The sequence below is a fragment of the Streptomyces sp. NPDC031474 genome (genome assembly GCF_055581185.1).
Genome location: NZ_JBVIJX010000021.1, coordinates 62244 through 79505, shown reverse-complemented (window position 1 = coordinate 79505; position 17262 = coordinate 62244). Strand labels below are relative to the sequence as shown.

At 70.4% G+C, this 17262-nt stretch carries 21 protein-coding genes; 4 read left to right on the top strand and 17 right to left on the bottom strand.

Annotation, left to right across the window (positions count from 1 at the left end; translation table 11 throughout):
- Nucleotides 1–83 precede the first annotated feature (83 nt).
- The 3 genes from ACZ5SK_RS37610 to ACZ5SK_RS37600 all read right to left on the bottom strand — a co-directional run bounded on the left by ACZ5SK_RS37610 (nucleotide 84) and on the right by ACZ5SK_RS37600 (nucleotide 4581).
- Nucleotides 84–737, bottom strand: a complete 654-nt coding sequence (locus tag ACZ5SK_RS37610; RefSeq protein WP_334578886.1) for a TetR family transcriptional regulator — start codon at nucleotides 735–737, stop codon at nucleotides 84–86.
- Nucleotides 738–1312: 575 nt separating this feature from the next.
- The gene (locus ACZ5SK_RS37605) at nucleotides 1313–3406 is read right to left on the bottom strand and encodes a phosphotransferase family protein (RefSeq protein ID WP_334578885.1); all 2094 of its coding nucleotides are present in this window, start codon (nucleotides 3404–3406) and stop codon (nucleotides 1313–1315) included.
- A gap of 299 nt (nucleotides 3407–3705) precedes the next feature.
- Nucleotides 3706–4581, bottom strand: coding sequence for a winged helix-turn-helix domain-containing protein (locus tag ACZ5SK_RS37600; RefSeq protein WP_319340578.1), 876 nt, complete (start codon nucleotides 4579–4581; stop codon nucleotides 3706–3708).
- A gap of 169 nt (nucleotides 4582–4750) precedes the next feature.
- Here ACZ5SK_RS37600 and ACZ5SK_RS37595 point away from each other — a divergent pair, with 169 nt between their 5' ends.
- A complete protein-coding gene (locus ACZ5SK_RS37595; protein ID WP_334578884.1) occupies nucleotides 4751–4936 on the top strand; it encodes a hypothetical protein in 186 nt (61 codons plus the stop codon).
- A 532-nt stretch (nucleotides 4937–5468) separates the two neighbouring features.
- On the opposite strand, the gene ACZ5SK_RS37590 is transcribed toward ACZ5SK_RS37595, so the two are convergent.
- Nucleotides 5469–6224: an HAD family hydrolase gene (locus ACZ5SK_RS37590; RefSeq protein ID WP_361702131.1), complete on the bottom strand. Its 756-nt coding sequence runs from the start codon at nucleotides 6222–6224 to the stop codon at nucleotides 5469–5471.
- Nucleotides 6224–7102 (bottom strand): winged helix-turn-helix domain-containing protein, encoded by an 879-nt coding sequence (locus ACZ5SK_RS37585; RefSeq protein ID WP_334578882.1) that lies wholly within the window; start codon nucleotides 7100–7102, stop codon nucleotides 6224–6226. The genes ACZ5SK_RS37590 and ACZ5SK_RS37585 overlap by 1 nt, the downstream gene beginning before the upstream one ends.
- Nucleotides 7103–7257: 155 nt before the next feature.
- Here ACZ5SK_RS37585 and ACZ5SK_RS37580 point away from each other — a divergent pair, with 155 nt between their 5' ends.
- On the top strand, nucleotides 7258–7452 hold the full coding sequence (locus tag ACZ5SK_RS37580) for a hypothetical protein (protein ID WP_079661424.1): 195 nt from the start codon (nucleotides 7258–7260) through the stop codon (nucleotides 7450–7452).
- Here the strand turns inward: ACZ5SK_RS37580 and ACZ5SK_RS37575 are convergent.
- The 3 genes from ACZ5SK_RS37575 to ACZ5SK_RS37565 form a co-directional block, all read right to left on the bottom strand.
- Nucleotides 7442–8350, bottom strand: a complete 909-nt coding sequence (locus ACZ5SK_RS37575) for a winged helix-turn-helix domain-containing protein (RefSeq protein WP_334578881.1) — start codon at nucleotides 8348–8350, stop codon at nucleotides 7442–7444. The genes ACZ5SK_RS37580 and ACZ5SK_RS37575 overlap by 11 nt on opposite strands.
- Before the next feature lie 315 nt (nucleotides 8351–8665).
- Nucleotides 8666–9907 carry a GNAT family N-acetyltransferase gene (locus ACZ5SK_RS37570; protein ID WP_334578880.1) on the bottom strand — a complete coding sequence of 414 codons (1242 nt, stop codon included), beginning with the start codon at nucleotides 9905–9907 and terminating at the stop codon, nucleotides 8666–8668.
- 105 nt (nucleotides 9908–10012) lie between these two features.
- Nucleotides 10013–10579: an RsiG family protein gene (locus ACZ5SK_RS37565; protein WP_334578879.1), complete on the bottom strand. Its 567-nt coding sequence runs from the start codon at nucleotides 10577–10579 to the stop codon at nucleotides 10013–10015.
- A gap of 160 nt (nucleotides 10580–10739) precedes the next feature.
- On the opposite strand from ACZ5SK_RS37565, the gene dtd reads away from it, so the two are divergent.
- Nucleotides 10740–11165, top strand: coding sequence for a D-aminoacyl-tRNA deacylase (dtd, locus tag ACZ5SK_RS37560; RefSeq protein WP_334578878.1), 426 nt, complete (start codon nucleotides 10740–10742; stop codon nucleotides 11163–11165).
- 66 nt (nucleotides 11166–11231) lie between these two features.
- Here the strand turns inward: dtd and ygfZ are convergent, their stop codons facing one another.
- The 7 genes from ygfZ to ACZ5SK_RS37525 form a co-directional block, all read right to left on the bottom strand.
- Complete coding sequence (gene ygfZ / locus ACZ5SK_RS37555; protein WP_334578877.1) at nucleotides 11232–12197, bottom strand: CAF17-like 4Fe-4S cluster assembly/insertion protein YgfZ; 966 nt, start codon at nucleotides 12195–12197, stop codon at nucleotides 11232–11234.
- A 10-nt stretch (nucleotides 12198–12207) separates the two neighbouring features.
- Entirely contained in the window at nucleotides 12208–12654 is a 447-nt protein-coding gene (locus ACZ5SK_RS37550; protein WP_334578876.1) for a Fur family transcriptional regulator, read from the bottom strand.
- Nucleotides 12655–12680: 26 nt separating this feature from the next.
- Nucleotides 12681–13256 carry a heme-binding beta-barrel domain-containing protein gene (locus tag ACZ5SK_RS37545; protein WP_334578875.1) on the bottom strand — a complete coding sequence of 192 codons (576 nt, stop codon included), beginning with the start codon at nucleotides 13254–13256 and terminating at the stop codon, nucleotides 12681–12683.
- Nucleotides 13257–13520: 264 nt separating this feature from the next.
- The gene (locus ACZ5SK_RS37540; protein ID WP_468577114.1) at nucleotides 13521–14459 is read right to left on the bottom strand and encodes a hypothetical protein; all 939 of its coding nucleotides are present in this window, start codon (nucleotides 14457–14459) and stop codon (nucleotides 13521–13523) included.
- Nucleotides 14456–15334: a hypothetical protein gene (locus ACZ5SK_RS37535; protein WP_334578873.1), complete on the bottom strand. Its 879-nt coding sequence runs from the start codon at nucleotides 15332–15334 to the stop codon at nucleotides 14456–14458. Before ACZ5SK_RS37535 ends, ACZ5SK_RS37540 begins: the two co-directional genes overlap by 4 nt.
- A complete protein-coding gene (locus tag ACZ5SK_RS37530; RefSeq protein WP_468577112.1) occupies nucleotides 15331–15627 on the bottom strand; it encodes a hypothetical protein in 297 nt (98 codons plus the stop codon). The genes ACZ5SK_RS37535 and ACZ5SK_RS37530 overlap by 4 nt, the downstream gene beginning before the upstream one ends.
- Nucleotides 15628–15645: 18 nt before the next feature.
- Complete coding sequence (locus tag ACZ5SK_RS37525) at nucleotides 15646–16014, bottom strand: hypothetical protein (protein WP_468577111.1); 369 nt, start codon at nucleotides 16012–16014, stop codon at nucleotides 15646–15648.
- A 182-nt stretch (nucleotides 16015–16196) separates the two neighbouring features.
- On the opposite strand from ACZ5SK_RS37525, the gene ACZ5SK_RS37520 reads away from it, so the two are divergent.
- Entirely contained in the window at nucleotides 16197–16559 is a 363-nt protein-coding gene (locus ACZ5SK_RS37520) for a DsrE family protein (RefSeq protein ID WP_319673103.1), read from the top strand.
- 46 nt (nucleotides 16560–16605) lie between these two features.
- Here the strand turns inward: ACZ5SK_RS37520 and ACZ5SK_RS37515 are convergent, their stop codons facing one another.
- Both ACZ5SK_RS37515 and ACZ5SK_RS37510 read right to left on the bottom strand, forming a co-directional pair.
- On the bottom strand, nucleotides 16606–16878 hold the full coding sequence (locus ACZ5SK_RS37515) for a DUF3099 domain-containing protein (protein WP_334578871.1): 273 nt from the start codon (nucleotides 16876–16878) through the stop codon (nucleotides 16606–16608).
- A gap of 80 nt (nucleotides 16879–16958) precedes the next feature.
- Complete coding sequence (locus tag ACZ5SK_RS37510) at nucleotides 16959–17246, bottom strand: DUF1416 domain-containing protein (RefSeq protein ID WP_020122955.1); 288 nt, start codon at nucleotides 17244–17246, stop codon at nucleotides 16959–16961.
- Nucleotides 17247–17262 lie beyond the last annotated feature (16 nt).

Below are 17262 nucleotides of genomic sequence, written 5' to 3'. Positions count from 1 at the left end.
GGACAGGTCGATGCAGGTCAGGTCAGGACAGGACGAGACGGGTTAAGTCAGGTCAGGACGGGTTTAAGTCAGGTCAGGTCAGGTCAGGTCAGCCGCGGCAGGCCCGCTCCCAGTACGGCGAACGCCCGCTCCGCCTCCGCCACCGCGTCCTCCCGGACGTCCTCCAGCCGCTCCCCCGCCGAGATCCGCCGCCAGTTCTCCTCGGCGAGGATCCGTCGTACGGCGACGATCTGACCGGCCGCCAACCGGGCGTCGAGGGCGCCGGACCGGTCGTCCCCGACCGAGCCGCCGAGCACCTCCGCGAGGGCCTCGGCGAGGGCGGCCTCCGAGCGCTCAAGGTAGCCGTACAGGCGGGCGACCAGGGACGGAGTGCCGTAGAGGAGGTCGTAGAAGGCGCGGACGCCCGGGTGGTCGTTGAGCCCGGTGACGGGGTCCTCGGCGGCCAGACCGTCGAGGAAGTGCCGGCGCAGGGCGGGCAGCGGCGCGACTCCCTCGGCGTGCGCCGCGGTGACGACCCGCGCCGCCTCCTGCTCGTGATCGGCGAGCCGGTGCAGGACCAGGTCCTCCTTGGCCGGGAAGTACCGGAACAGGGTCGGCTTGGAGATCTCGGCGGCGGCGGCGATCTCCGCGACGGACACCGCGTCGAACCCGCGCTCGATGAAGAGCCGGACGGCGACGTCCGACACGGCCTGGAACATCCGCTGCCGCTTGCGCTCACGCAGCCCGGTCTCACTCATGGCCCGAGCCTACGGCGACGGTCCCAGCCGGGAGGCCCCGCCCACTACGAACCTCCCACCACCGCCCAGCCCCTGACACCCCCCGACCCGACCCCACACCCGTCCGGCCCCACCACCCGGCCCCTCACCCCGACCACTCAGCCCCGGCCCCTCGGCCCGCCCCCCTTCAGCCCACCCGCTCGGCCTGGCCCCCTCAGCCCGGCCCCTCGTACGGCGGCCACGATGCCCGAGAGTCCGCCGCCGATGACGGCGACCTCGGCGCCGTGCTCGGTCACGGGGATCTGACCGAGCCCCGCCGGGTGAGCGAGGCTCGGCCGCACCTCAGCCCGCCCCTCAGCCCGCCCCTCAGCCCAGCCCGCTCGGCCTGGCCGCTCACAGCCCACACCTCAAACCCGCCCCCTCGACCCGACCCCCTCAGCCCAGTCGCTCAGCTCGGCCCCTCAGCCCAGCCCGCTCGGCCCCGCACCCTCGCCCCAGCCCTCGCCCCAGCCCCTCATCCCGGCCCGCACCCTCGACCCGGCCCCGCAGCCCGGCCCCCTCACCCCGACCACTCAGCCCAGCCCCTCGGTTCGGCTCTAGGCCAAGGCTCGGGCCAAGTACGGGTTTGCTGTTCTTGATACTGGGAGGCCCAGGGACGCGGTGGCGGCGGCGAGGGTGCCGGCGTAGGAGTCGACGGCTCGGCGGACGTTGGGGGCGTCCAGGCTTGCGCGGGTGGCGAGCCGGTCGAGGTCGATGTACGCGGAGCGGACGATCTCGATCCAGCGGTAGACCGACCAGTCCTTGTTCCAGTCGCTCGTGTACCGCTTCGGCAGTTTCGCCTCCCACCGCCGGAACATACGCGTCCGGATCTCCGGCCGGGTCGGGGTCAGGTGCATGTGCCGGACCAGGTCGTAGAGCGGGTCGCCGACCAGGGCCATCTCCCAGTCGATGATGGTCAGGGCCAGCTCGTCGTTGCGGCGCACCAGGTTCCACGGGTTGAGGTCGCCGTGCAGCAGGGCCGGCGCCCGGTGGCTCACCCGGTGCCGGGACAGGATCTCCCGCAGCCGCCACTCGTCGGGCAGCCCCAGCGTGCGGGCCAGTTGCAGGGACTCCTTCGGCAGGTTCCGCACCAGGCCGACGAGTTGTTCCTTCAGCCACTCGTAGAAGTCGACCCGCCCGGCATGCGGGTCGATCGACGCGTGGTCCACGCCCGTCAGCTGGCACAGCTGGTCGATGAGCGCGTCCGCCTCGTGCGGGAGCAGACCGTTGACGGGATGGCTCGGCGGCTGGTCGATACGGGTGCCGACGTAGGTGTGGATGCTGAAGGCGTCGTCCGGGTAGCTCTCGCCCAGCGCCAGGACCTTCGGCGCGGCCACCCGCACCCGGGACTCCTGGATGGCCCGCAGGACGGCGTGCTCGCTCAGGTAGCTCGGCTCGCGCCGTGAGACGTTGCGCAGCTTGCGGCGCACGACGACGGGGGTGGGCATGTCCCGCACCCAGACCACCGAGTTGAGATGCGCGGTCCCCTTGAACACCCGGTCCGCGGGCGCGGCCCCCTCCGCGAGCAGGGCCTCCCGCACGGCGGACGCCGGGAAGAGAGGGTTCTCGGGCAGCCGCGGGTCCGGCTGCCAGGCGGTGGCCTTCGCGATCCAGTGCCGGCCGCTGACCCCTCCGTCGCCCCGCGACGCCAGCCAGCGAAAGAGGGCGCTGGCGATCTCGTCCTTCGCCGGGACGTTCCTCAGCCGCAGCGGCTCCGCCGCCGTCTGCAGCGCCCGGCGGACCTCCGCGGTGGCCTCGTCCATGCTCTTCTGCGTGAACGACTCCTGGAGCGACCGTGCGGCCCGCATCACGTCCGGGTAGACGGACTGCGCCCGCTCGAACGCGACGTAGTGGCGCAGGTCCTTGGCCCGGCCCTTGACGGCGCTGGGCCGCAGCTCCTGCATGGCCTCCTCCCACGCGTTGACGACCTCGTCCCACTGGTGGTCGGGGTACTGCATACGCACCAGGTGGGTGGCGAGGTCGTGCAGGGGGTCGCCGTAGGTCGCCAGCTCCCAGTCGACGCAGACGAGCGGCGGCGCGCCGTCGTAGGAGACGATCAGGTTGTCCCGGTGCAGGTCCGCATGGAGCAGGCTGTACGGCCGCCGCGTCATCGCGGGTACCCGCTCGGCCAGCCGGAGCAGGGCGTCGTCGGCGATGCCCAGCGCCTTGAACAGACCGCCGAACTCACGCCAGTTGGGCTTGCGGATCTGTTCGTCGGCCAGATGGGCGAGGGTCTTCAGGAAGGCCTGGCTGTCGCTGTGGTTGGCGGGCCAGGAACCCGGCAGGTCCGGCAGCGCCGCCCGGCGCACCTGGGTCATCCGCGCCAGCAGCCCGGCCAGTGCCTTCATCAGCAGGGTGTCGACAGGCTTACCGTTTCCGCAGATGGTGGAGAGCGGTACGCCTTCCACATGGCTGTGGATGGCGTAGCCCGGCGTCTTGAGCAGACACTCGGGCGCGTGCGGCAGGGCGCCGTGCACGGCGTCGAGGATGTCCGCCTCGTCCCGCCAGGTCCTGATCACCACGGGCAGCGCGTCGGAGCGGCGGATGCGCACGATCACCGACGTGCCGGCCTCCCGGCCCACCAGCCGGGCCACCCCCTCCGTCAGGGGTAGCACATAGTTGCGATTGTGATGGCCGCTGGATTCCTTCATCGATTCGGCGGCTCTGACGAAGGCCCGGAGCACCCCGGGCACGTCCTCGGCGGCTCGTTCCCCGAGGTGACGAGGGGGAACAAGGTGGTCGACCACTGGCCGCTCCGGGTACTCGCGCTGGGCTGGTTAGGGCAAACGGTAAAGGCGCCGCACGACCGGAGCGATGATCAAGTGAGCCAATGGGTGGTGTGCCACTCATCCACGTCAGGCCGTCCGAGACTGGCTGGTTCGCCGTCTCATACGTATGGACGGGAGCGATTGCTCGCGCGATTGAGGCATGCTAGCGCACGCCGTCCCGGCTATTCGGCGAGAAGGTTCCATACGGAGTCGAACCACGCCTGCCAGCTGTCGACGAACACGGTGCCCGACGAATTCGGGTCCGCGTCCTTCACATGGTGGGTGAGCGTGGCGCCCAGGCCGAGCACGTCGAGGGCGGTGATCTCCTCGCCGGACTCCAGCTCGATCTGCCGCTGGATCACCTCGTACGGCCCGAGCAGCGCCTCCGCGCCGTTGAAAAGGTAGAGCTTGAACGCCGGCGTCAGCGGCGCGTGCCGGATCTGGACGTCGACGGACGCCACGTGCTTCTCCGTCTTCAGCGCCTTCAGCACCCCGCGCAGCGATTCCGTGTGCCGGTTGGTGATGTCGTGCAGGCGATCCCGCAGCCTCGGGTCCTCCTTGTCGTCCCGCACCCTCGGATAGGGCACGTGCAGATCCTCGGAGGGCAGGATCATCCGCAGGCCGATGCGCTCCGGCGCGATGGAGCCTCCGAGGATCCGCTCGGCCTGCAACCGGATGTGCGCGTCCAGGGACTCGGACGTCAGCGTGTAGGCGTCCAGGGTGACTTCGGGCTGTTCGAAGGCCTCGCTGAGCAGCGGCCCCAGCGTCGCTCCGTGCCGCTGCCGGGTCGCCCTGGGCGTGGACGACTGGATCCGCTGCGTCTTGACCACCCGGGACCCGCTGCCCTGCCGGGACTCGATCCAGCCCTCGTTGACCAGCTCGCGCAGCACGCGCTGAACCGTGTCCCGGGAGACGCCGAACTCCTCGGCCAGATCGCGCTGGGACGGCAGAAAGGCGTGCAGTGGATAGGTGCCGTCCGTCATCCGGGCGCGCAGTTCGTCGGCGACCCGCTGGAACTCCCGGCCGCCGCCGTCACCACCACTCTGCTGCGCCTCCACACAGCGACCGTACCGCCATCCGTCCAATGACAAACCACTGCCAGTCAAATCCCGGACAACACAGGCCGATTAAGGATCAGCAGGCCAGGGGAAAGCCACTTCAAGGCAACCAGTCCAATTGGACCGGGACTTGCAAGGTTCACTGAGAATGGCAGGGAGGTGGAAGGCCATGCTCCTGTTATCGGCAGTCTGGGAACTCCTCGCGTTCTTCGCGGGATGGACGGTGCAGGCCAAACTCGGGGCGGTGGGCGTGATGCTGCTGCTCACCGTGGCCGTGGGCGTCCGGGCCCGGCACAACATGCTCGCCGTCGGAGCGGCCGTCATACTCGTGGCCCTGCTCCTCAGATCCCCCTGAACCCCCGGCTCAGCCCCTCCACCCACGGCTCAGCCCCTCCACCCACGACTCAGCCCCTCCAACCACGGCTCAGCCCCTCCAACCACGGCTCAGCCTTTCCAGCCACGGCTCAGACTCCCTGACCACCACTCAGGCCTCTCCGGCCACGCTCAGGCCATTCCGGCGACGCTCAGGCCATTCCGGCGACGCCAGGCCTCTCCGCCCACGCCAGGCCACTCCACCCACCACTCAGGCCACTCCGGCCCGGCTCAGGCCACTCCGGCGACGCCAGGCCACTCCGGCCCACGCTCAGACCTCTCCGTCCACCACTCAGGCCACTCCGGCACGCTCCGGCCACTCCGGCCACGGCTCAGGTGCCCTGACAGTCACTCAGGTAACCCTGACCGCCACCCAGGTCGGTCCTGACCACTACTCAGGTGGCGCTGGCTGCCACCCAGGTGGCGCCAGGCGCTGCTCAGCTGGCGCCAGCCGCCGCTCAGGTGGGCCGGCCGCCGCTCAGACCGGTCCGCGGCTCGGGGGCGGTTGACGGGCTTCAGGGCTGGCGGGCCGCCTTCAGCACCGGCTCCAGCGAGTTCACGACCCGGGTCGCGCCCGCGCCCCTGAGCGCCTTCTCCTTGCGTTCGTTACGCGCGTAGCCGAGGAAGGGCACGCCCGCCTCCCGGGCGGCCAGGAAGTCCGAGGGGGTGTCGCCGATCATCAGGGCCGTGTCGGGCGCGGAGCCCATGGCGCGCAGGGCGCGGTTCAGACAGTGCGGGTGCGGCTTGAGATGACGCAGCTCCTGCGTGCGGCCGTAGATGTGGGGGGCGAAGCACGAGGTGAGGCCGCGGGTGTCGAGGTAGGTGTCGACCACCCGCGGGGAGTTGTTCGTGGTGATCGCCAGGCGCAGGCCACAGGCCCTCAGCGTGCGTATCAGGGGGTCTGCGTAGGGTGTGGGCATCGCCGTGGACGTGGCCTTCAGCTCCTCCTGGGTGAGGCGTTCCTCCAGCTCCGTGACCAGGTCGCTGCCCTGGTGCCGGCGGTCCACGGCGCGCAGCACGACGTGCGGGTCGAGCGACTCCCGCTCGGACTCCGTGAGCAGGCCGTGCAGGCCCCGGCCTTCGAGCCACCGCACCAGCCCCTCGGCCACGCTCTCCGCCGAGTGACCGGCGAAGAGGCGACAGATGGGCCCGTCGAAGTCCCACAGGACGACCCGCGCCTGCCTGATCACTTCCCGCAGATCCGCCGCCTCGGTCTCGGTGACGGGGGGCGCGGGAAGCGCCTGTTGAGTCTGCTGCGTATCAGAGGTCACTAGGAGAGTGTCAGGTCCGTGGTGATGGTTTCCCAGAGGGCGTCGAACCACTTCTGGGATTCCTCCACGAACGCGGCGTCGCGCTGACCGGCCGCCTTCTCGAAGGAGAAGAGGAGGGACTCGGTGCCGAGCACGTCGTACATGTCGAGCGTTCCGGTCTCGGTGGGCTCCTCCCGGCGCGCGATCGTGTAGTACGCGATCAGCGCCTCCCGGCCGTTGAGGAGGTACAGCTTCATCGGCGGGGTGAACGGCAGGGCACGGAAGGTGACGTTGACCTCGATGCCGTGCGTGCGCAGGGTCTGGAGGTTGTGGCGGAGCACCTGCCCCTGGGCGTTGCGCATCGACAGCCAGCGCTGGTGCACGGGGTCGTCCTCGCTGCGGCCGTCGACCGGGACCGGGAAGGCGAGGGCGATGCTCCGGGACGGCAGCAGGATCCGGAAGTCGATCTTCCGGGGGCGGGCCTCGCCCCCGTGGACCAGGCGCAGGGGCTCGCTCAGGGCCAGCAGCAGACTCTCGGCGGTGAGACAGGCCGCGTCGACGCGTACGACGTCGGCGGCGAAGGCCGCGGTGAGCCGGAGGGCCAGGCTGACCATCGTGGGCTGGGGCTCGTCGCGCCCCGGGGCCGGCGGTTGCGCGACCCGGGGCGGGCTGCCCTTGCTCACGTTGCTGAGGAGCCCGTCGTTCTGCAGTTCGCGCAGGGCCTGGCGCACGGCGCCGCGTTCCACGCCGAACTCGTCAGCGAGCTCGGCCTGGGTGGGCAGGCGGTCACCGGCCTTGAGCTCCCCGGCGCGGATGCGTTCGCGCAGGGTGTCGGCGATCTGCTGGGGCGTGACGCTTCTGCTGCCGTTCACTGCCACGTTCTCCTGAGTCACGACCAAACGTTACAACTTCCACCCATCTGACGGGAGTTGCTTGAAAGTTGTTTAGGGGTTGCTGCCAAGTGGGGACAACATAGTTGTAGTTGGTTGCCAACTTTAGCAAGTTGGCGGAAGGTTTGCTTCCCGCTCCCCACCTCCGAAGGGGGGAACCATCCATGCCCGTCCTCGTCCTCCTCTGCGCCGCCTTCGTCGTCGGCGTCGAGCAGACCATCCAGTGGAAGTACGGCACGGCCGGCGCCGTCGGTCTGCTCCTGCTCAGCGTCGGCATCAAGGCCAAGAGCCCCATGATCAGCTCTGTCGGGGCCGTGATCCTCGCCCTCCTCGCCAGCGGGCCGGCCGTCAGCTCGTGAGCACCAGCTCCGAACTGATCGTCTCCCACAGCGCGTTGAACCACAGGCGGGACTGTTCCACGAACGTCGTGTCACGCGGGCCGGCTCCCTGTTCAAAGGCGAACAGCACCGACCGCGTGCCCTCGGCGTCGTACATCTCCAGGTGCTCCTGGTCGATCGTCTGCTCGCCCCGCTTCACCGTGTAGTAGGCGAACAGCGCTTCCGTCCCGTTGAGGAGGTACAGCTTGACGGGCGGGGTGAACGGCAGTGCGCGGAAGGTGACGTGCACGTCGATGCCGTGCGTGGAGCGCAGGGTGAGCAGGTTGTGCCGCAACACCTGACCCTGGGCGTTGCGATGGGCCAGCCAGCGGCGTTGCAGCCGCCCGGTGGCCGAGGTGTCCACCGGCACCGGGAAGGCGAGGTCGATGTCCCGGGACGGCAGCAGGACACGGACGTCGATCTTGGCCGGTTTCAGTCGCCCCGCGTGGATCTGACGCAGGGGTTCACCGAGCGCGGCGGTCAGCGAGACCGCTGTCAGACACAGAGCGTCGACCCTGACGTGCTCGGCCGCGAAGGCCTCGGTGATACGGGGCGGAAGCCCGACCATCGCGGGCTGCGGCGCCGCCCCGGAGCCGACCGGGGGGACGAGCCCGCCGGGCCGCAGGGCGACCGTCGCCGGACTTCCCTTCGAGACGTTGGCGAGAAGCTGCTCGGACTGCAGAATGCGAAGCGCCTGGCGTACGGCACCCCGCTCGACGCCGAACTCGTCCGCCAACTTGGCCTGGGTGGGCATGCGCTGGCCCGGCCGCAGCACCCCGGTTCTGATCCGGGTGCGCAGCTCGTCGGCCACCTCGCGGTGTGACCGCTGCGGCCGCTCCGCCCCCCTCCGTGCAGTGACGGAGGCATTTTCCGGCTCCACGTCCGCACAGTACAACTTCCCGCCATCTTTGGGCAGTTCAAAGAGAGATGGTTATAGGACGCTTCCAAACGGACATAAGTACAGTGAAGTTGGTCACCAACTTCAACGACATGGTCAAACTTCCAGACGGTTGGCCGGTCGGACTCCCTTCCGGAGGGGAGCCGGGAGCCCGACAGCCGACACCGACGTACAGCCACAACTGAACATCCCGCACAGCCACAACTTCAGAGCGACCGCACAGCCACAACTGAACAGCTACGGATGCACGAACGACTCAGATACCCAGATACACGGACACCCGGTCGAAAGGAACCGTCAGAACATGTCCGGGCACCATGGACGCCCGGACGCGCGCAGCAGGGCGCCGGCCTTTCGGGCGGCGCCCTCTCGTTCTTCCCGGAGCCGCCCCAGCGCCGCCAGCCGTCCCGCCGACTCGTCGCCCAGCCACAGCGTCGCCAGCTCGGCGACGTCCAGGGTGAGGTCGGCGCTGCGGGTGGTCGGCGTGCAGGAGGCGCCGTCGGGGGTCGCGTCCAACAGGAAGCGGCCTCCGGCCAGGCCGGCCCGGTCCACCACCTCCAGCACCAACGTGCCCGCCGCGTCGTACGTACGCGTCTCCAGGGCCCGTACGACGTCCAGGATCCGCACCCACAGCCAGTCCGCCTGGGTGGTGATGCGCGCCGCGCGCGGGTCGGGCAGATAGAGGGGGGCCAGGTCGTCGGGGCCACGCCACCCCGTCTTCACCCGCGTGATCCAGTCGATGGAGCACAGGTAGTTCCACAGGGCGCGCTCCGCGGCCGGGTTCACCGCGATCAGCCAGTTCGCCTTCGCCGTGTTCACCGGCTGCTTGCCGTCACTCCACTCGTCGTCCGTCTCGTACGAGACCAGACCCTCCACCGTGCCGTCCGCCGCGCGGTACACCGCGAAGAAGGGCTCGGTCCAGGAGTCGTCGTACTGCCGCAGCAGCCCGGTCTGCGCCGTCCACCAGTGCTCGTCCCGGCTGACCGCGCCGGGCTGGGCGCGCCGCAGCCGCTCGTGCAGCTCGGGGCCGACCTTGCGGACCTCCTCGCCGTCCACGAGGTCGATACGGCCGCCGTCGCCGGGGACCGGCCGGCGCGGGTCGAAGCCGGCGCGCGGCACGTCGATCGTCCACTCGGTCATCGTGGTGGCCGGGCCGAAGCCGTACCGCCCGTAGATCCGGTACTCGGCGGCGATCAGGGTGGCGACGACGTCCCCGCGTTCCTTCGCGGCCGTGAGGTCGTCGTTCATCAGGCGGGTGAGGAGGCCGCGGCGGCGGTGGGTGGCCACGACGGAGACGTTGGAGATGGCGTCGGCGGGAACAGCGGCGCCGCCCACCGCGGTGAGCTCCTGCGGGAACGAGCGGAACGTCGCCACGCACCTGCCCTCGTCGAAGGCGCCCGAGGTGCGGGAGTCCACGGTGGCCGTCCGGCGGTCGGCCACGGCTCGGTCGGTGACGGTGGGTGGGCGCAGGAAGCCGGTGCGCAGGGCGCGTATCCAGTCGGGGAGCTCGGCGTCGGTGATGAGGCGTACGTCGGTCATGAGGCCACGGTAGGCAGGTGGGGGGCGGGTGTGCGGGGTTTTTTTCGCCGCCGCCCCTACCCGCCCCTACCCAGGGGGCTGCGCCCCCGGACGGGCCGGACGCGCTCACACCAAGAGGTCCTCCACCTGGGCCTCGCCCTCCCGGTATCGCCTGCTGATCTCCGCGCCCGATTCGTCGGCCGTTCGCTGGAGGTGCTGGCGGCGGCTGGAGACCTCCTGTTCGTAGCGGATCAGGTGGGCCATCGCCTCGTGCAGCTCCGGGTCGGTGCGCGCGTCGAGGTCGGAGAGCTCGACGTCGGCGAGCATGTCGGCGGCCAGCCTGCGGTACTCCTCGCTGTGCGGGGTGCCCAGCGTGACGTGCCGGGCCGAGGAGCGGTGCCGGGCCGGGGCGTCGGTGAGGATCTCCGACAGCCGGTCGACCACGGAGGCCGCACCCGTCGGGGACCGCCTGGCCAGCTCCGCGCGAAGGATGTCGATCCGGCCCTGGAGCAGCCGTCGTACGTAGCTCAGGTCGGCCTCGTCGCGCTGGGCGTCCCGGCGCAGGGTGCGCAGTTCGGGCAGGCTCAGCAGGGCCAGGTCGGGCTCCGATGGTTGTGCGGGCAGCACGGGGCTGTCGCTGCGCTGTGCCGGCGGCCGGTGGGTAGCAGGCCGCCCGGTACTCGGTGTGCTCATGTCCCTCTACCGTCCCCTCGACCGGCGTGTGGTGGAAGCATCGTGCCACCCCAAGTCGCCGCGATGTGACCGAGTCCCCCCGAACGGCCCAGATAGGGGCTTAAGGATCAAAAATGGGCCCCCCACGAGTGGGCGCCGGGGACCCGGCATCATGGTCCGCATGCGAGCGGTGGTGCAGAGAGTGGACGGCGCGAGCGTCGTCGTGGACGGCGAGACGGTCGGGGAGATCGACGGCGAGGGCCTGTGCGTCCTGGTCGGGGTCACCCACGAGGACACCAGGGAGAAGGCGGCCCAGCTCGCCCGCAAACTCTGGTCGATCCGCATGCTGCAGGACGAGAAGTCGTGCAGCGACATCGACGCCCCCCTGCTGGTGATCAGCCAGTTCACGCTCTACGGGGACGCCCGCAAGGGCCGCCGCCCCACCTGGAACGCGGCCGCCCCCGGCGAGGTCGCCGAGCCCCTCGTCGACGAGGTCGTCGCCCAGCTGCGCGCCCTGGGCGCGACGGTGGCGACGGGCCGGTTCGGGGCGCGGATGCGCGTGTCACTGACGAACGACGGCCCGTTCACCGTCCTGATCGAGATGTAGACCGAGACGTAGATCGAGATGTGGACCCAGGTGCAGCGAGCCAAGCAGCGGGCCCAGGACCTGGAACTAGGGTTCGACGACGACTTCCTGGGCCGCCGCCGTCGTGCCGGCCAGCAGCGGGGCGTCCACCGGAACGTTGCGCTTCACCAGGGCCAGGGCCACCGGGCCCAGCTCGTGGTGGCGGGCGGACGTGGTGATGAAGCCGATCTTGCGGCCGTCGGGGTCCTCGTCGGCGACCCGGAGCTCGGTGCCGGCGACCGGAAGGTGCACCTCGCTGCCGTCGAGATGCAGGAAGACCAGGCGCCGGGGCGGCTTGCCCAGGTTCTGCACCCGGGCGACGGTCTCCTGCCCCCGGTAGCAGCCCTTCTGCAGATGCACCGCCGAGCCGATCCAGCCCAGTTCGTGCGGGATGGTGCGGTGGTCGGTCTCGAAGCCGAGGCGCGGACGTTGCTGTTCGACGCGCAGCGCCTCCAGGGCGAGGATCCCGACCGGCGGACCGGCCTGGCCGGCGTACGACTCCAGGTCGACGCGGGGGAGGAAGAGGTCGCGGCCGTAGGCGGTCTCGCGGACGACGACGCCGGGCGGGACGGGCGCGATCGACCCCGCCGGGAGGTGGACGACCGCGATGTCCGCCGTCCGGTCGGCGACCTCGACCCGGTAGAAGAACTTCATCGACTCCAGGTAGGCGATCAGCGCGTCCTGGGTGCCGGGCTCGACGTGGGCCCAGACCGTCTCCCCGTCGTCCACGAGGTAGAGCGCGTGCTCGATGTGGCCGTGCGCGGAGAGGATCAGCGCCTCGGTGGCCTGGCCGACGGGCAGGTCGCTGACGTGCTGGGTGAGCAGCAGGTGCAGCCAGCTCAGCCGGTCGTCGCCGGTGACGGCGACGACCCCCCGGTGCGAGAGGTCGACGAAACCGGTGCCGTCGGCGAGGGCACGCTGCTCGCGGAACAGGTCGCCGTAGTGACCGGCGACGCCTTCGTCCACACCCTCGGCGGGGACGGCGCCGGGCAGGGACAGCAGTGGGCTCTTCATACGCCTAAGCCTACGACTCGGTAGTTGAAGCCTTGAGGGAGCAGTCCTTGCAGCGGCCGAAGATCGCGAAGTGCTTCATGTCGGTCTCGAAGCCGAACGTCCCCCGCAGCTTGGCCGTGAACTCGGCGGCCACCTGGACGTCCGCCTCGATGACGTTCTGGCAGTCCCGGCAGACCAGATGCAGGTGGTGGTGCCGGTCGGCCAGGTGATAGGTCGGCGCGCCGTGCCCCAGGTGGGCGTGGCTGACCAGCCCGAGCTCCTCAAGCAGCTCCAGGGTCCGGTACACGGTGGAAATGTTGACCCCCGACGCCGTCTTCCTCACTTCCATGAGGATGTCGTCGGGGGTCGCGTGCTCCAGGGTGTCCACGGCTTCGAGCACGAATTGCCGCTGCGGCGTCAGCCGGTAGCCACGCTGCCGCAGATCGCTCTTCCAGTCGGTGCTTCCAGTGTTCACCACACCGAAGAGTCTAGGACCGTCCAGGACTACTTGAAGAAGGCGATTCCGTCGTCCGGCATGTCGTCCGGGAGGGCCTTCGCCCAGCGTTCGACGTCTTCCGGGGTGACGACCTTCTTCAGGTGGGCCGACATGTAGGGGCGCAGCTCGACCTCGGGGGTCTGCTTCTCGCCGACCCACATGAGGTCGCTCTTGACGTAGCCGTACAGCCGCTTGCCGCCGGTGTAGGGGCCGGAGGCGGCCGTGCGGGCCACCGCGTCCGTGACCAGGTCGATCTGCGGCTGCTTGGCGGCCAGCTCGCCGTACCAGATCTCGACCACGCCGTCGTTGCGGACCATGGTCACCTCGACCTTGCGGTCGGCGTCGATGCGCCAGAAGCCGGACTCCGACTCCAGGGGCCGGACCTTGTTGCCGTCGTTGTCCAGGACCCAGGTGTGGGAGTGGTACTCCAGGAAGTCCCGGCCGTCGTGACCGAAGGTGACCTCCTGCCCGAAGTTGCACTTCTCCGAACCGGGGAAGTCGTGGACGCCCGCGCCCGCCCAGGTGCCCAGCAGAAAGGCGAGGGGGACGAGGTCCTTGTGGAGGTCGGACGGAATCTCGATCATGAGTGGCAGTTCCTCGGGGTGGATCAGCGCTGGCCCTGGTACAGCTTCTTCACGGTCAGACCGGCGAAGGCGAGAACACCGACGCAGACCAGGACCAGCAGGGTTTCGAAGAAGATCTCCACGGGGTGCTCCTCGGATGAGCGTGTCGGTTCCGTACCTACGACAAGGCCGGGCCCCAGCTTACGCGGCCGGGGACCGGCCCTCCTTGTGAGGTACACCCTCGCGGCGGTCGGCGGGGTTGGTCGGCGGGGTTGGTCGGCGCGGTCAGTCCAGCAGCTGGCTCTGCAAGGCGACGGTCTGCTGGAAGGGGACGGCCGCCGCGGTGCCCTTGCGGGACTGAAGGACGACGGCGATGACGTCGCCGGCGCGCAGGTAGGCCTGCCGGAGGTGCTCCGCGCCGTACGGCTTCACCTCGTTGTAGACGTAGCGCGCGACGTCCGCGAGGTCGGCCTCGGTCGGGTACGTCTCGTCGAACTCCGTCTCGGCGGCGCCGCGGGCCGGGTGCACGGGAGCCGCGAACGAGGTGAGCTCGCCGTAGGCGTGTTCGGCCACCGTCCCCGTGTCGAACTGAAGCAGGTAGATGCCGGTGCGGGTGCCGTCCGCGGTGGTCCAGCCCCGGGCCGCGATGTGCCGCAGGCCGTTGTCGGTGAGCAGCTGGGCGACCTGGTCGCGGTCGTCCTTCGCCTCGAACACCGTCAGGAAGTCCTTCGTCGGCAGCCAGCCGTCGGCGCCGCGCAGCGCCTTGTCGTCCGTGCCGCCTTCGGGCGCGGGCAGCAGCAGGCCGCGCAGGTCCGCGTAGTGGGCGGCGGCCCAGTTCCCCTTGCTGAACGGCCCCGGGCTGCCGGAGGGCAGCGGCGGCCTGGTGATCTCCGGGTAGGCCCAGCGGCCGTCCGACTCGGTGGCGAGCCCGGGCAGGTCCGTGCGCTCCATACGCGTGATCCCGTACGCCGTCCCCGCCCCGACCACGGCGAACACCGTGACGACGGCGGCCCAGCGCAGCACGGCACGCAGAGCCCGACGGTCCTTGGGAGGGGCGGGGGGCGAGTCGGGGGGCGAGTCTGGGTTCGCCTCGGGAGTCCCGTCGGGGGCCTCGTCCGTCGACTGCGGGGCCTCCGGCCGGGGCTCCGGCTGGGGCTCCGGCTGGGGCTGGGGCTCCGGCTGGTCCTCCGGCTGGGGCAGCAGTTGCGGGTGCTCGGTGGTCATACGGCCTGTCCCGGGTCGGTGATGCGGTCGAGTTGCGCGGCGAAGAACTTGGCGACGAACGTGCCGTCGATCGGGTCGGGGGCCGCCGAGGTGACGCTGACCAGGACGTCTCCCACAGCGGCGATGCAGAGCCCGAGGGCCAGGTCCTCGTCCTCGCCCTTGGGCGTCACAAAGCAGTGGGCGTCCGGGTGGCCCTTGATCTTCGGCCCCTTCCGGAAGACGTCCGTGGCGGCGAGGAAGCCGCTGAAGGTCTTCGCCGACTGCTGTACGGCGGTCCGGTTCTCCTGCCGGGACAACGTGACGTCGAAGGTGATCGCGTCCGTGGTGGTGTAGTCCGGCCGGCCGACGACGTAGCTGCGCATCGCCATGCCCTTGATGCGCTCCTTGTCGATCTCCTTCTCCAGCTTCCGGCGCGAGGCGCTGGGCAGGTTCTTGATCGACTCCTTGCGCAGGGCGATGGCCTGTGGCCCGCTGAACTCGGAGTCCGGGCCGAACTCGTCGAGGTCGGGGCCGCGTTGGTAGCCGTCGGTGCCGAAGGGCAGCATCAGGGCGCTCAGCCCGGACCCCGCCGCACCGGCCTTCTTCCCGGCCTTGTCGTCGCCCTCGGCGGCCGCGGCCGGGAACCTCCAGGTGGGCTTGCCGGAGGCGCGGTCGGCGTCCTGGACGGTCACGACGGTGTACCCGACACCGCCGACGACCGCGCAGGCCAGCAGCACGGAGCCGGCCACGGCGGCGACCCGACCGACCCGACGGGCACTGCGGGCACTGCGTGCCTTGGGGGCGGCGGACTCCACGACGACGGCCTCGGCGGCCTCGGCTGCCTCGGCGGCCTCGGGCTTGTCGACGCCCTCGGGGTTCTCAGTACTCTCGCTCACAGCTTCCCCACCTGCCGCTGGGCCAGGTCCATGATCTTCGCCTTGGAGATCGGCTTGGTGTCGCTGACGTAGATCGCCATGTAGATGTCCCCCCGCCAGGCGTGCGCCTCGGCCGTGTACACCCCGACGTAGCCCTTCGCGCTCTGCGGGGTGTCGTGCACGTACGCCATCCCGTTGCCGTCCCCGGTGCCGGGGACGGGCCAGCTGCGGGTGTCGTCCTGCTCCTCGGCCCAGTTGCGGCCGTTCTCGGCCCAGTCGGTCGCCGCCGGCTTGCTCTCCTGGCGGAACTGCACGAGCTCGATCTTGACGAGTTACGACTCCCCCACCCGCCAGGCGGAGGTGGCCGTGCGGCGGAACTCGTCGTCGACGAGGTTGTCGAACGTCGTGGCCGGCCGGTTGTACCCCTCCGCGAACGTGGCCAGGTCCTCCCAGCCGTCGCCGCCGCCGGCGAGCGGGTTGTCCTTCACTCCCTTGGGCCGCTCGACCAGCAGCTTGCGCAGGTCGCCGTCCGTCCTGACCCGCCGGTCCTGCGCCGCCGACAGCGGCTCGACCTCGCCCTTGGCCTGTCCGACGACGGGCTGGGAGAGCGACGGCAGTGCGGTGGGCGCACGGCCGGCCTGGATCAGGTAACCGGTGCAGGCGCCGGCGACGATGCCGAGCACGGCGGCTCCGGCGATCATCAGCGTCGTACGGCCTCGGGGTCGGGGACCGGGGCGAGGGCTGGACGGTTCAGCCTCTTCGACCCTTTCCGGACCTTCCACAACATCCCCCTCAGAAGTGTGAGCGCACGTTCCGCAACGCGCTTCACAGGAGACCCATGGTCAACACCGGCAGTTGTAAGGGAGTTGATTACGATTCAGGCATGTCGAAGAAGCTCGTGATCAAGGTGACGGCGGGGGCCGATGCCCCCGAGCGGTGCTCTCAGGCGTTCACGGTGGCGGCGGTGGCCGTGGCCAGCGGGGTCGAGGTCTCCCTGTGGCTGACCGGGGAGTCCTCCTGGTTCGCGCTGCCGGGCCGGGCCGCCGAGTTCGAGCTTCCGCACGCGGCCCCGCTGCCCGACCTGATCGACTCGATCCTCGCGGGCGGCCGTCTCACCCTGTGCACCCAGTGCGCGGCCCGCCGGGACATCACGGAGAAGGACGTCATCGAGGGCGTACGGATCGCCGGCGCACAGGTGTTCGTACAGGAGGCGCTGGGAGACGAGACGCAGGCGCTCGTCTACTAGGGCCTGTCCTGGGGGCGGCCGCTAGGGCCTGTCCTGAGAGCGGCTGCTAGGGCCTGTCCTGGGGGCGGCGTTTCTTGCCGTCCAGCTCGTCCCACCACTCGTCGGACTTGGGGTCGCCCGAGGGGTCGTCCCACCAGCGGTCCTCGGGCCCTCGCCGGTTGGCGATCATCGCGGCGACCGGCGGGATGACCATGGCCACCACACACATCCCGACGGCCACGGGAATCGACCAGATGCGCACGACTCCCCAGGCCAGGACGAACAACCCGATGCAGGTCCCCATCATGGCGAAGTAGACGTGCCGACGGCGGGCGTACATGACTCCAGGGTAGGCCTGTACACGCCGAAAGGGCCGTACCGCGGGGTGTCCCACCCGTGGGTACGGCCCTTCCGTCGTGCTCAGACCGCGATCGCGACCTCCGCGAGACCGCCCTGCTGGGCGACGACCGTGCGGTCGGCGGTGGCGCCGGGAACGAGGGCGCGGACGGTCCAGGTGCCCTCGGCCGCGTAGAAGCGGAACTGTCCGGTGGCGGAGGTGGGGACCTCCGCGGTGAACTCGCCGGTCGAGTCCAGGAGGCGGACGTAGCCCACCACCGGCTCGCCGTCGCGGGTCACCTGGCCCTGGATCGTGGTCTCACCGGGCTTTATCGTCGAGGCGTCGGGGCCGCCGGCCTTCGCTCCACACATGTGCTTCTCCAGAAGT